This window comes from Mesorhizobium sp. B2-4-18 (assembly GCF_006441385.1).
GTDB classification, from domain to species: domain Bacteria; phylum Pseudomonadota; class Alphaproteobacteria; order Rhizobiales; family Rhizobiaceae; genus Mesorhizobium; species Mesorhizobium australicum.
Map to the genome: position 1 here is coordinate 90,345 of NZ_VFUW01000001.1, position 12,256 is coordinate 102,600.

At 61.4% G+C, this 12,256-nt stretch carries 12 protein-coding genes; 6 read left to right on the forward strand and 6 right to left on the reverse strand.

The features are described from left to right. Positions 1–10: 10 nt before the first annotated feature. Positions 11–760: a Crp/Fnr family transcriptional regulator gene (locus FJ527_RS00450; RefSeq protein ID WP_015316441.1), complete on the reverse strand. Its 750-nt coding sequence runs from the start codon at positions 758–760 to the stop codon at positions 11–13. 602 nt (positions 761–1,362) lie between these two features. Between FJ527_RS00450 and FJ527_RS00455 the strand changes: the two genes are divergently transcribed. The 4 genes from FJ527_RS00455 (at position 1,363) to FJ527_RS00470 (ending at position 4,668) form a co-directional block, all read left to right on the forward strand. Next, positions 1,363–2,454, forward strand: a complete 1,092-nt coding sequence (locus FJ527_RS00455; protein ID WP_140821157.1) for a flavodoxin family protein — start codon at positions 1,363–1,365, stop codon at positions 2,452–2,454. Beyond that, on the forward strand, positions 2,454–3,308 hold the full coding sequence (locus FJ527_RS00460) for an alpha/beta hydrolase (RefSeq protein ID WP_181166252.1): 855 nt from the start codon (positions 2,454–2,456) through the stop codon (positions 3,306–3,308). Before FJ527_RS00455 ends, FJ527_RS00460 begins: the two co-directional genes overlap by 1 nt. A 228-nt stretch (positions 3,309–3,536) precedes the next feature. Then, positions 3,537–4,211, forward strand: a complete 675-nt coding sequence (locus FJ527_RS00465; protein ID WP_140725700.1) for a LysE family translocator — start codon at positions 3,537–3,539, stop codon at positions 4,209–4,211. Positions 4,212–4,239: 28 nt separating this feature from the next. Further along, a complete protein-coding gene (locus FJ527_RS00470) occupies positions 4,240–4,668 on the forward strand; it encodes a GNAT family N-acetyltransferase (protein WP_246677664.1) in 429 nt (142 codons plus the stop codon). Positions 4,669–4,888: 220 nt separating this feature from the next. Here FJ527_RS00470 and FJ527_RS00475 read toward each other — a convergent pair whose 3' ends face one another. Genes FJ527_RS00475 through FJ527_RS00485 form a run of 3 tightly spaced genes read right to left on the reverse strand, consistent with a single transcriptional unit; the run spans position 4,889 to position 6,725 of the window. Next, positions 4,889–5,728, reverse strand: coding sequence for a DUF3618 domain-containing protein (locus FJ527_RS00475; protein WP_140660827.1), 840 nt, complete (start codon positions 5,726–5,728; stop codon positions 4,889–4,891). Next, a complete protein-coding gene (locus FJ527_RS00480) occupies positions 5,725–6,117 on the reverse strand; it encodes a phage holin family protein (protein ID WP_015316434.1) in 393 nt (130 codons plus the stop codon). The genes FJ527_RS00475 and FJ527_RS00480 overlap by 4 nt, the downstream gene beginning before the upstream one ends. Further along, complete coding sequence (locus tag FJ527_RS00485) at positions 6,114–6,725, reverse strand: hypothetical protein (protein ID WP_140821161.1); 612 nt, start codon at positions 6,723–6,725, stop codon at positions 6,114–6,116. The genes FJ527_RS00480 and FJ527_RS00485 overlap by 4 nt, the downstream gene beginning before the upstream one ends. Positions 6,726–7,131: 406 nt before the next feature. Here FJ527_RS00485 and FJ527_RS00490 point away from each other — a divergent pair, with 406 nt between their 5' ends. Continuing rightward, positions 7,132–8,715: a M20/M25/M40 family metallo-hydrolase gene (locus FJ527_RS00490; RefSeq protein ID WP_210241242.1), complete on the forward strand. Its 1,584-nt coding sequence runs from the start codon at positions 7,132–7,134 to the stop codon at positions 8,713–8,715. A gap of 66 nt (positions 8,716–8,781) precedes the next feature. Here the strand turns inward: FJ527_RS00490 and FJ527_RS00495 are convergent, their stop codons facing one another. Together FJ527_RS00495 and FJ527_RS00500 are read right to left on the reverse strand one after the other, a co-directional pair. Then, complete coding sequence (locus FJ527_RS00495) at positions 8,782–9,627, reverse strand: manganese catalase family protein (protein ID WP_015316430.1); 846 nt, start codon at positions 9,625–9,627, stop codon at positions 8,782–8,784. Between the two features lie 179 nt (positions 9,628–9,806). Continuing rightward, positions 9,807–10,724, reverse strand: a complete 918-nt coding sequence (locus tag FJ527_RS00500) for a hypothetical protein (RefSeq protein ID WP_181166253.1) — start codon at positions 10,722–10,724, stop codon at positions 9,807–9,809. Between the two features lie 358 nt (positions 10,725–11,082). Between FJ527_RS00500 and FJ527_RS00505 the strand changes: the two genes are divergently transcribed. Next, positions 11,083–12,255 (forward strand): glycosyltransferase, encoded by a 1,173-nt coding sequence (locus FJ527_RS00505; RefSeq protein ID WP_140821165.1) that lies wholly within the window; start codon positions 11,083–11,085, stop codon positions 12,253–12,255. Position 12,256 lies beyond the last annotated feature (1 nt).

Here is a 12,256-nt window from a genome sequence, read left to right on the forward strand (position 1 = left end):
ATGATGGCGGTCAGCTGGGCGGGCGGTCCTGCCTCGAAGGGTTCTTTGAACCGAGGTCCCCGACCAGCCGACGGTATTGCAGTTCGGGAGGGCCGTAAGATTCCCGTGCCAGCGCCACGAGACCTTTCCGATCCCGGATCGTGATTTCGCCGCGGCGGGCACGGATGTAGCCATGGCTCTCGATTGTCTGAAGCCCCACTGTAACCCCGGGGCGCCTGACGCCCAGCATGACGGAAAGGAATTCGTGGGTTATCATAAGCCTGTCGCCAACGGTCCGGTCGCTGCACATCAGAAGCCATCTCGCCAGCCTGACCTCCAGGCTGTGTCGCGCGTTGATCGATGCCGTGTAGCTGGTCTGGACGTGGAGATACTGGACGTAGCGCAACAGGAACGGCCGCAAGGTAGGGCTCTCTTCCAAGGCTTCGACGAACGGCGCGGCGCTCATCCGTATCGCTTCGCTCGTCGACTGGATGTAGCAATCGAAGCTTGCCAGATCGTCGCCCATGATCAGCGCCGAACCGGTCATACCTTCGAAGCCGATTATTCCCACCTCTGATTCAGCCGTTCCCGCAGTCTTGGCGACGACCGATGCGATGCCACTCTCCAGGAAATAGACAGCTTCGATCTTTTGGCCTTCGATCTCCAACGGCGAGCGCAACTCTAGAAAAACACTTTCGAGATGCGGCCGCAGCCGCTCGAAATCGGCCACGCTCATTCGGCGCAACAACTCGCTCTTGGCCTGCAGAATCTTGGGATCCACGAGACGCTCTCCACTTGGGCAAGAGCACTGGGATCTCTCGGCCGGCCGCGCCCCTCGAACGAGGGGACGGTGGCAAAACATAAACTGTCCCACCCGGCCAGCACTAGGCAGGCGGCCGCGTCGGTATGAAACCGACAATAGCTGCTGTGGACAAATCGCAAGTTTTGTCGGCTATCCATCCTTCGCCAGAAGACGAGCTTCTCTGAGGATCGAGGCACGGTCAAACCCTACCAGCAACACTATGTCACGGATCTGCTGTTCCGTAGCGCCCGATTCCCGGGCAAGTGTACGCACGGCTTCGGCCGCCAGACCGGGGCGCTCAGGGTCTTTTGTCATGACATCCTAGCCTCACGCTGGGGCAGGAGTGCGATGGTCGCTCCCAAGCGTCAACGCCCGGATCGTGCTGCTGACGACCTCTTTGTGTACGCCTTCGTACCGAACTTGGCGAATCAATTCGAAACACGCCGGTTCGGGTGATTCCGGCGCGCCTTGTTTTGTACTCGCCCAAAAGTCATTGCAGATCATGGCTATGCGCGTTCGGAACGCCGCGCCTGTTTGCCGCGTTTGAGCTTGGATCGCTTTCCATGCAGAGGTGAAACTCCATGTTCGATTGGCTGAAGCGCGGCGCGCCAGAACCGCGCAAGGGCATGCCCAGCCCCCGCCTCGACGAACAGGCTTTCAAGCGTCGCTATGGCGAACAGTTCAACGATCCGGCGTTCGAGCCCCTGGCCGCCGACATCGAGCGGATAACGGAGGTAGCCTGGCAAGCCTACAGGGATTCCAGAAAGAGCCCGCGGACCCGAAAGGCGGGACATGGCTTCGCCGATCCCGATTACGATCTGGCGGTCGATTGGCTCGAGGCGAGACAAGCAATCGAGCGCGCAAAGCGCATGAACGAGCTGGGCAAACGACGCCGCGTCCTGATCGTGAACGGATCGCCGCGCAGCGAGCACACCTGCCCCGGCGAGATGTCCAAATCCTATCGTTTTGTCGAAATCGCCCGGAAGATCTTCAAGGCCGGCGGCGCGGAAGTCGAGATCCTGGATTTGTCCCGGCTGGCCGCCGAATACGGCCGCAAAATCTACCCTTGCAAGGCCTGCTTCTCCACCGCTGCCGCGCTTTGTCACTGGCCTTGCTCCTGCTATCCAAATCATTCGCTCGGCCAGACGCAGGACTGGATGAACGAGATCTATCCAATGTGGGTTGCCGCCCATGCGGTGATGATCATAACGCCTGTCCACTGGTATCAGGCCACCTCGCCGCTGAAGCTGATGATGGACCGTCTGGTATGCGCCGATGGCGGCAATCCCGATCCTAGTTCCACGCACGGCAAGGAGGCGCGGGAGGCGAAGGCGCTGGAACTCGAGGGATGGGACTATCCCCGGCACCTTGCCGGCCGGCTCTTCTCGGTAATCGTGCACGGCGATACCGAGGGAGCCGAAAACGTCCGGCGCTCTTTATCGGATTGGCTGAAATCGATCGAAATGGTCCCGGCGGGGCCGAAGGCCGAACTCGACCGCTACACCGGTTATTGGAAGCCATACGCTACCAGCCACAACGAGCTCGACGACGACATGGACCTGCAGGAAGAAGTCCGAAACGCGGCGCGTACGCTTCTGGCCGCTGCGGTCGCTCGCAAGGAGGGCACTTTCGTCGCCGCTGGACAGTCGCTGACCGATCCTCGGCAAAAATGATGTTCGACGGCTTTAGCCTGGAGATCGTCAAGCTTGCGGATGCGACATTGCGCGTGCGCCATGGTGGGGCTGGCCCGCCAGTGTTGCTCCTGCATGGGCACCCGCGAACCCACACCACATGGCATCGCGTCGCGCCGATCCTGGCAAGACATCACACCGTCATTTGCCCGGACCTGCCGGGGTTCGGGCAATCGTCCGTCCCGGCCGATGCCTGGGAAAGCGCGGGATCTTCAAAGCGGGCAAAGGCCGGCATTTGCGTGGCTCTCATGCACAGGCTTGGTTTTGATCGTTTCGCCGTCGCCGGGCATGACCGTGGCGCCCTTACCGCGTTCAGGATGGCGATGGATCATCCTGCCAGTATTTCGCACCTTGTCGAAATCGATGGCATTCCGGTCCTTGAGCATCTGGAGCGTTGCGACAGCCGCTTTGCGACAGAGTGGTGGCATTGGTTCTTCTTTGCCCAGCCAGACAAGCCCGAGCGCGCCATCAATGCCGATCCGCAGGCCTGGTATGGCGGATCGGCCGAGGCGATGGGCAGAGAAAACTTCGAGGACTATCAGGCGGCGATCAGCAGTCCGCATGTCGTGCATGGCATGCTGGAAGACTACCGGGCCGGGCTCACGATCGATCGCCGGCACGATGCGGAGGATCGCGCCCGAGGGCTCCGGGTCGAATGCCCAACGCTTGTCCTGTGGTCGCTGCGCGACGATCTTGAACGGCTCTATGGTGATGTGCTGGCGATCTGGCGCCCATGGGCCCGGCACCTGCAGGGCCGAGGCATCGACAGCGGCCACCATGTCGCCGAAGAAGCACCGGACCTGTTGGCAAAGGCGATCCTGGACTTCCTTGCTTGAACAGCCGCTGCCGGATGACACGCAGCGTTCGTTCCCCGGGAACAAATCTCCCTTTGGAAAATTGTGACGCCGAGAAAAATGCCGCATGCTCCGGGCCGGAAATATCGCCTTGCGACGGAGTTCTCATCGAGCAGGGCTCGCCATACGGTCTGACAAGGCCGGCCAGACGGCGCCAGGGGCGATCGCGCCGGCAAGGATGTCGCCGCTTGCCGGGACAGGGGGCCACCATTGAACGCACCAAATAGGCTTGGGCCAAGGAGGTGTAAGATCGATCCCAATCTGTGGTTCGCCTTTCTCGGCACCGTGATCCTGTTGCAGATGCCGCCTGGGCCCGACAGCATGCTGGTCATGGCACGTGGCATCGGGCAAGGCCGTGGTGTGGCGTTGTTCACGGTCGTGGGAATGACATTGGGCGCAGGCATGGTGCAACTGCCGCTGATCGCCCTGGGTGTCTCCTCGCTCTTGCGTGCATCGCCATTGGCATTTGACACGCTCCGTTGGGCTGGAGCAGCCTATCTGGTCTGGTTGGGCATAAGTTTGCTCTCGGACACGAAAAGCGATCTGGATCTCGATTGCGTCGAGCGCGTCGGGCCGCTCGCCGCGATGCGGGAAGGTATGATAGCCAACCTCATCAATCCTTGGCCCATGACCTTCATGATCGCCTTCCTGCCTCAGTTCGTCGATCCGAACCGTGGCTCTGTCTGGTTCCAGATGCTGATGCTCGGCGCGACCCAGAAATTGACTGGCGTCTTGGTCCTGGGGACCTATGCGGTTGCTTCTGGTGTGCTCGGCGAATGGGTCATGCGTCGACCCCGCGTGAGACTTTGGCAACAACGGATAGCCGGCTGCTTCATTGTCGGCCTTGGCATTCGAATGGTTGTGGGCGGCGGGGCCGGCAAGTGAAGCGAAAGTCTCCTCCGCAGATCCAACGATGACAAGATCGAAGCAGGTTTCAGGCTGGGCATGTTCGGCGAGCCGCGCAGCACGGAAGCCGGATCTCCTGATCGAGTTGGTTGAAACCGGCGGGGATGCCAAGGCAGAAGCGGGCGCTGCGCTCTATCCCTACAATGTGGCCAAGTCCGGCGTCGCGGGTCGAATGCCGATCGGCGCCATAGTGCGGGATGCCTCGGGAAAGGTCGTTGGGGGTTTGTGGGGCAGGACTGAGCTTGGACTGTTGTTCCTGGACATGTTTTTCGTGGCTGAGGATGTACGAGGAAAGTCGTATGGCAGCCGGCTCCTGTCAGCCGTTGAAACAGAGGCAAGAAAGCGTGGCTGCGCGCGCGCCGTGGTCGAGACCAGCAGCTTCCAAGCACCTGGCTTTCTATGTTCGCCACGGATACGAGGAATTTGGCAGGGTTGAATTTGGCATTCCTGTCGCGGCGCGCATCTTCCTGCGAAAAGAGCTCTGAAAATTGGCGCTACAACCCTTTGGCGAGCTGTTGTATCGAAGGCGGCGCTTCATTCGAAGCGCCCGATCGTGGTTGCTGAAATGGCGGAGCCCCCACTGCCAATCGGGTTGAAGCTCCCGCCTTGCCTTGCAAGAATCGCGCACATCGTTACGGCGGCTCCAGCATCCTCGGCTAGGATTTTTGTTCCGACGGGGGAGAGATCCGTTCCCGTAGGGACTGCTCCGTCGTGTCGGCCGCGGACTTGACGATTTCACCAATCTGGTCGGCCACCGTGCCTGCTTGCGTGTCCTGCCGTCCAGCTTGCTGCTTGATCGTCTCATAGGCGTCCGCGGCAACCTGCTTGGCCTGATCGAGGCCTTGCTCGAGCATGGTCTCCGAGGTGTTGCGAAGCTTCTCGCCATAGCCGCCCAGCTGCTCATCCTCCATTGCGGTATGGGGCAACATGGCGCCTATCGCGGCGCCGATGGCGAGACCGACCGCCGCAACGGCGAGGGGCTGATCGTTCAACAGCTCCTGTGCCGAGCGGCTGGCTTTCGCAGCCATGTCGCCAGCCGTCGATCCTGCGCTGGCGGCGTTGCTCGTCAGCCCTTCGGCGACGCCGCTTGCTGCGCCCGATATGGCTGCGCCAGCGCTGCTTGCGGCCGACGTGAGCGATTCAGCGGTTCCGGAGAGCGTGCTGCCCAAGCCGCCGCCCTCCGCCTCGTCATCCCCGCTGGGCGGGGTTGGCGCCGTATAGCCGGCCGGGCGACGGCTGCCGTTCGACGGACCGCTGCCCAGCATCAGCCAAGCCAGACCGGCGCCCACCATGGTCACGGGCAAGGGATTGTCCCTGACCTGCGTTCTCAGGTTGTTGAGCATTGCCGAACTCTCTCCTCCAGAGAAGATGCCGGTGAATTCGTCCAGCAATTGTCCCGGTGTCATTTTGCCTCGAATGGATTCGGCGGTCTCCACCACCCTGGCGCGCGCGGCTTCCGCCTCGCGTTCGAGTTCGGCTGCGGATTTCTCGGTCATCTCACTTGTTCCTTGATCACAGTCGCGTCGCGCCTGAGCTGTTCCTGGGTTCGGTCGGGAGTAAGTTCGGAAGGCGCCATGCTTGCCATGCCGGTGCGCAGCAGAATGACGCCAAGAATTGCCACCACCACGCCGACCAACAGGGAGGACCACCCGGCCCCCAGCCCTGCCCGCGTCAATGCGATGACCAGTGCCTGAAGCAGCACGAGCAGAGCCGCGAGCAGGCAGATGGCCCCGCCCAGCACCTCGGCGGCGCCAGCTCCCGTCTTGGTAAACTTTTCAGAGAGCTCCGCCCGCAGAAGCCTGGCTTCGGTTTGCACCAGCGTGGTGACGTTTTGGGCCAAGTCGGTCACCAGGGTCGCGAGGCTGGGATTATCTTGAGTGTTCATCTGTCTTGCTCCCCATACTGCGTGGCCAGATCGTCAACGCCGCCGCCGAATCCTTGCGCCCCATCGGCCGACCAACCAGCAGCTTCGCCGGTCTGCGAATTTGCACCACCCGAGGCATTTCGAGATGCTTCGGGGCTTCTGGGCGGGGAAGCCTTGATGAACCGACCCAGCGCCAATCCGGCCAGTACAGACCCGGCAAGCAGGACACCGGGGTTTTGCCGGCCGAAAGACTGCACATCCTCAAGCACCTGGCCAAACGGCTTTTGTTTCAACGAGGAGGAAAGCCGCTCCAGCCCACCAGCGGCGTCCAGGGCAAATTTCGACGCGGTCCTTTCATCATTGTTGGCCAGATGCTCGCTGGCCGCGCGCAACGCGCCGCCCAACGCCGCCAAGCTCGATCCTATGTCGCGCTGCGCCTCCTCCGCCTTGTCCGAAACAACCTGCGTGGCTTCTGTCGCGTAGTCGCCAGCCTTGCGGGTCAGTCCGTCGCGAGCATCGTGAAGCAACTCGCTCGCGCGCTCTTTTTCCCGGCCAAGTCTGTCGGAGACGTCGCTTGTCGCCTTGTCGAAATCAGTGGGTTTACGGCCCTGGCCGTCATTACGTTGCATGGGTCACCTAGTGAAAACCGAGGAAGGAGAGGACCGCGAGCACGACAACGACGAGGCCGATAAGATAAATGACACCGTTCATGGCACGTTCCTCCTTGGCAGCCCAACTTCATGGACCCTGCGATGTTCCGTCGGCGAAGAGCTTTTTGCGATCCAAGAGCAATGCAGGAAGAACCGGTCCAGAGCGTCGCCAGTTGGTCATCGAGACGAGCTGCCCCGGCCCGGGAGTTCCCCTCCGAGCACGAATGCCTTCCAAGTGGATTCCACTGAGCCACCGCCGAAGTGCGCTTGAGAGAAATCGCTTGACCAGGATAGGATCCACCGTTCCCACCCGAATGGCAGGATCGCAATGACCCGCAACCCTATCGAGACGCTGTCCAGTCGCGCGCGGCGATGGGCAATCGGGTTGACCGAGCAGAAGAGCGTCACCGGCACGGACGGCGAGGCTGCCTTCGGCCCGTGGCTGGCGGCGGAACTCCGAGAGGAGACGGCATTTCAGAACGCGGAGGTCTGGACGATCGAGGTCGGACCTCACGACGGCCGTCACTGCGTGGCGATGCTCCTGCGCGGCACTGGTCGCTCGACCGTGCTCTTGACCGGTCACTACGACACCGTCGGGACAAGCGACTACGGACAGTTGGAGCCTCTGGCCACTCGGCCCGACGCGTTGACAAAGGCGTTGCACGGTTCCCTCGTCGCCGCGAACGCTCCAGCCGCCATTCTGGCCCACCATGATTTCGCGGGCGGGGAGTTCCTTGCCGGACGCGGTCTTCTCGACATGAAGACGGGCCTTGCAGCCGGGCTGGCCGTATGCGCCGAATTTGCCGAAAGCGCAAAGCCGGCTGGAAATCTGCTTTTTATCGCAGTGCCGGACGAGGAGAACAATTCCGCCGGCACCCGCAAGGCGGCGCAGATGCTGCCTGGACTCTGTAAAGAGCGCGACCTCGATTTGCTCGCGGTGATCAATCTCGATGCGATCGCGGATGATGGCGACGGCAGCAAGGGTCGCGTCATCGCTCTGGGAACCGTCGGCAAGCTGCTTCCGGCCGCCTGCGTGGTTGGTGTTCCCACACATAGCGGCTTTCCCTTGAATGGCCTCAATGCCGGCGCGATCGCCGCGGCAATCGCCGCGCGGATCGAATGGGCGCCCGAGCTCACCGACATGTGCGGCACCGAACCCGGCACCCCGCCCAGCCTGCTCGGGATTCGGGACGGAAAGACGGGGTATGATGTCACGACACCGCGGACCGCCCATGCCACTTTCAATGTGCTGAGTTATCGCCGGGCGCCCAGTGAGGTGCTCGACCGGTTCGACAGCCTATGCGCCGAAGCGGCCTCGCGTCTTTTACAGGAGCTCCGGCGGCGCGTCTCCGCTCAGCACGAAACAGGTCTGCTGGAGATGGTGCAATCGATCCCGGTCCATCGGTATGAGACTCTGCTGGTGCGTCTCGAAGAACCGGAGCGGATGCGGCTCGAAGCTGTTTCCGCTTCGATCGCCGCCGGCGACCAGCCCCTGCCCGAGAAGTGCCGATTGATAACCGAGCAGGCCTGGGAACTCAGCCGCTTGGCCGGACCAGCCATCGTGACGGGCTTCGGATCCATTCCCTATCTGCCGACGAACCTTTCCGCGCAGCCGGCAGCCGCCAGGCTGCGAGCCGCTGCCGTCGAGGTGGCCGACGAGGCAGCGGCTCGCTATGGCAGCGTGGTCACCTGCGCGGACTATTTCGCCGGGATTTCGGACATGAGCTTCTTTGGCGAAGCGGCCGAGTCCTCCCTCGACATCGTCGCCCGCAACACACCAGCCTGGAAAGACAGCGTGCGCTGGCCCCTCACGCGAGCCCTGGCCAACATACCGACAATCAACATCGGTCCGTGGGGACGCGATTATCACACGCCGCTCGAACGATTGCATGTCGGCTATGCGTTCGACGTCCTGCCGCAGCTCATTCGCGATGTCTGCGCCAGGATCCTTCGGCCCGACGCGACCTGACAAGTACGAACGGCACAAAGCGGAAGCGGCCCCCATTTGGCCGCCGCCTTCGGCCTGCGACTATGACTATTCGGCTGCCTTCCTGTCGAACATCTGCTCGCTCTGCGCACCAGAGCTTGGCCGTGGCGGCGAAAGCATTGGCTCCTCGCCCATCGGTGCGCCGGGCACCAGGGAGAACTCGCCCTTGCCGTCCATCGACGGGCCTTCGCTCCAGCGTCCCTGCGCCGGTGCTACACCTTCGATGAAACAGTTGATGAAGGCATAGGATACGTCCTGACGCTCTTTCTCCTGCGGGAAGGAATTGGGCACCGGCAGAGACGCGGTCAGGCCGCCCATGTCCTCGATCGCCGCCAGCCACTGCTGCTGATGCATGGTGTCGCGCGCAATGAGGAATGACAGCATGTCCTTCATTCCAGCATCGTTGGTCATGTTGTAGAGGCGGGTCGCAAGCACGCGTCCGCTTCCTTCCGCGGTTACGTTGGCGACCATATCGGCGGCAAGATTGCCGCTGGCATAAACATGCGAAGCATTGAAGGGAACACCGTTGGAGTTTTCCGGTAGGGCGGCGAGCCCAGTCGACAAGATATGACGGAAATTCATCCCGTTGAGGACAGAGCCGCCGACCGCATCGGACGACACGTCCTCCTGCAGCGAAAGCGGTGCCCCTTCGAGATTGAGCGCGACCGCGGTCGCCAGCATCTCGATATGGGCGAGCTCCTCGGTGGCTGTGTTCAACAGCAGGTCGCGGTACTTGGCCGGTCCACGGCACCCCCACGCCTGAAAGAAATACTGCAAGGCGACACGAATTTCGCCTTCCACTCCGCCTATGGCCTGCTGTAAGGCGCGTGCAAAGATTGGGTTCGGCGTCTCGACTCGAACCGGGAACTGCAATTTCTTGTCGGTGTAATACATGGCTGACTCTCCGTTTGAAGTCAGCCGAACCTCAGCCCGGAAGCATTGTTCCGCCCGGGTAGGCGTTTAATTTGGAAAGAACTGGCAACGGATCGCCTCGTGTCAACGGAACTCAATTGCACGACGACGACAGCCGCTCCGGCCGGTCGAACGCAGTCGTGCCGGCCGGCAGACCAGGATCATGCAACCTTGGAAAACAGAGCCACGTCACATCGGGCCAAGCCGTAGCGCCACCGGTGGTCGGTCGCGGCAACCCGGCTTTGGTAAAACAGGGAAAGCTGGCTGCCTTCGATCATCACCGTTGAATGACCGTTCTCGCCCGGCTGGCCTGGTTCGAGTACCGGGCCTATGGACACGTAAGGTCCGGCAACCTCGTCAGCGATGGCAAAAAACACGCGCTGGCGATTCCCACGAAGGCCATTTGGAAGAAAGCAAGTGGCGTTCAGAAGCACTCGGCCATCCGGCAACTCGACCAGTTGGGCACCTTCTATGCCCCATTCATAGTCGGGGTCCTCTCTCGTATTGTGATGAGGGACATCAGCGTGATCGAGGATCTTGCCGATCCGCTTCCACGGCCCGAACCACGAGTCGGACTGGCTGCGTGCGAGATAGATGTCGGGCTGCGGCACCCTGTTGAATTTCGGCATGGCAGAGTAAACGAGATAGCGCTTGCCACCAATGACCGCCGGATGCGGATCGTAGATGCCATCCTCTTCCGTGTCGGGGATGGCGAGAATGGCCGGGCTGAGAACCACCCAATGGAAGCCGTCGTTGGAAACCGCATGCTCGCAGCGGCCCCCGGATTTCATGAACTCGGTCTGGATGAACATATGGAAGACGCCACTTTCGTGGATGACGCCCGGAGCCGCGACCCCGGTCCCGTTGATGGGAAGCTCGATCGCTTCGTGCTCGGTCCAAGGCCCATAGAGGTCGGGGGCCGTGGCGTGCAGGATCCTCCACGTCTCGGTCGTCACCGTCCCGCTTGAGCCGAACACATGCCACAGCCTGCCATCGAAGACGGGGCATGGGTCCTTGAGATCATCCACGCTTTGCGGATGGAACAGCGGAAACACGTTGGTATCGAAGTCGATCTTCATCTTAGCCCCGGAATTTGCCCTTGCCCCGGACCCGCCCAAGCCGCGGGCGAATCAAGTTGATGTCCGGCACATTTTATAGCCAGCAAGTTCAACGCAAATACGGCGAAGGCGGTTCTCCACCAGCAAACTTGGTCGGGGCAGTTTCGATGACCGCCATTTGAGACAGCCAGTCTGCCTCCGCGCAGCCGGCGCTTTGCATTCGTCCAATCCGAAGCGGCGACCGAGGCTCTCCGTTTCACCTTGGAACAACTCACCTACCCGAAAGTTAGGAGCTGAAACCGAAGTCTAGTTCTCCCTCATCCCCGATTAACAAATGTTAGTCGAAACACAAACCACCGTCTATAAAAGGAATATCTCAATGGAAGCAGCCTTGGGCAGGGTCACCGTCAGTAAACAGGCTGGCAGGCAAAATCTACTGGTTTGCTTCTCTCATTTAAGGTGGAATTTCGTTCATCAACGCCCGCAGCATATCCTCACACTCGCATCCATGCAGCAGAGGGTTGTCTACTTTGAAGAACCTGTCTTTGAAGAACTGCCGCAGCCGCTAATGCGGACGAGCGAGGCCTCGCCAAACATTCTGATTGTGACACCAGTGCTCCCGGTCGGCACGTCGGCTGCGAAAGCAGATGCCACGCAGCGCAGATTTGTTCAGCAGACAATCGCTTCTATGCCGCACAGCCGGCTGATCGCTTGGTATTATACGCCAATGGCTCTCCGCTTCACGGAGTACCTTGAGCCTGACATATGTGTCTATGATTGCATGGACGAACTCTCGGCGTTCAAGAATGCGCCGCCTGAATTGAGGCAGATGGAAAAGGCGCTTCTGCACCGCGCCGATCTTGTTTTCACCGGCGGCCTGAGCTTGTTCGAGACCAAGCGCCACCTGCATCACGCGATCTATCCCTTTCCGAGCAGCATCGACGTGAACCACTTTCACAAGGCCAGGAAGCCGGGAAAAGACCCGGCCGATCAGGCCGGCATTCCTCACCCGAGGGTCGGCTATTTCGGCGTCATCGACGAGCGGCTGGACGTCGATCTCGCGGCCCAGGCGGCGGAGACCATGCCGGACGTGCATTTCGTCATGCTCGGCCCGGTGGTCAAGATCGACGCTGCAAGCCTGCCGCGCGCCGAGAACCTTCACTGGCTGGGCGGGAAAGCCTACCGCGATCTGCCCGACTACCTGCGCCATTGGGATGCCGGCTGGATGCCGTTCGCCCTCAATGAAGCGACCCGCTTCATCAGCCCGACCAAGACGCCGGAGTTCCTCGCGGCGGGGCTGCCGGTAGTCTCGACGGCGATCGTGGACGTGGTGCGCAGCTACGGCGCTGCCGGGCTGGTGGAAATCGCCGACAGCGACGATCTGGAAACCAAGCTCCGCTCGGCTCTTTCGCGACCGCGCCAGATGCTCCGGCAACAAGTCGACGCCTACCTTGCGGATACCTCCTGGGAGCGAACATGGAATGCCATGGCGGCTCACATCGAGCGCGCCCATGAACGCAAGAAAATCGTCCCTCTTCGCAGGAGCGCTTAGC

Coding starts and splice junctions, on each gene's coding strand:
- FJ527_RS00460 (WP_181166252.1), top strand. CDS start 2,454: ATGTTCGACGGCTTTAGCCTGGAGATCGTCAAGCTTGCGGATGCGACA.
- FJ527_RS00500 (WP_181166253.1), bottom strand. CDS start 10,724: ATGAAGATCGACTTCGATACCAACGTGTTTCCGCTGTTCCATCCGCAA.
- FJ527_RS00455 (WP_140821157.1), top strand. CDS start 1,363: ATGTTCGATTGGCTGAAGCGCGGCGCGCCAGAACCGCGCAAGGGCATG.
- FJ527_RS00495 (WP_015316430.1), bottom strand. CDS start 9,627: ATGTATTACACCGACAAGAAATTGCAGTTCCCGGTTCGAGTCGAGACG.
- FJ527_RS00480 (WP_015316434.1), bottom strand. CDS start 6,117: ATGAACACTCAAGATAATCCCAGCCTCGCGACCCTGGTGACCGACTTG.
- FJ527_RS00470 (WP_246677664.1), top strand. CDS start 4,240: ATGACAAGATCGAAGCAGGTTTCAGGCTGGGCATGTTCGGCGAGCCGC.
- FJ527_RS00475 (WP_140660827.1), bottom strand. CDS start 5,728: ATGACCGAGAAATCCGCAGCCGAACTCGAACGCGAGGCGGAAGCCGCG.
- FJ527_RS00505 (WP_140821165.1), top strand. CDS start 11,083: ATGGAAGCAGCCTTGGGCAGGGTCACCGTCAGTAAACAGGCTGGCAGG.
- FJ527_RS00485 (WP_140821161.1), bottom strand. CDS start 6,725: ATGCAACGTAATGACGGCCAGGGCCGTAAACCCACTGATTTCGACAAG.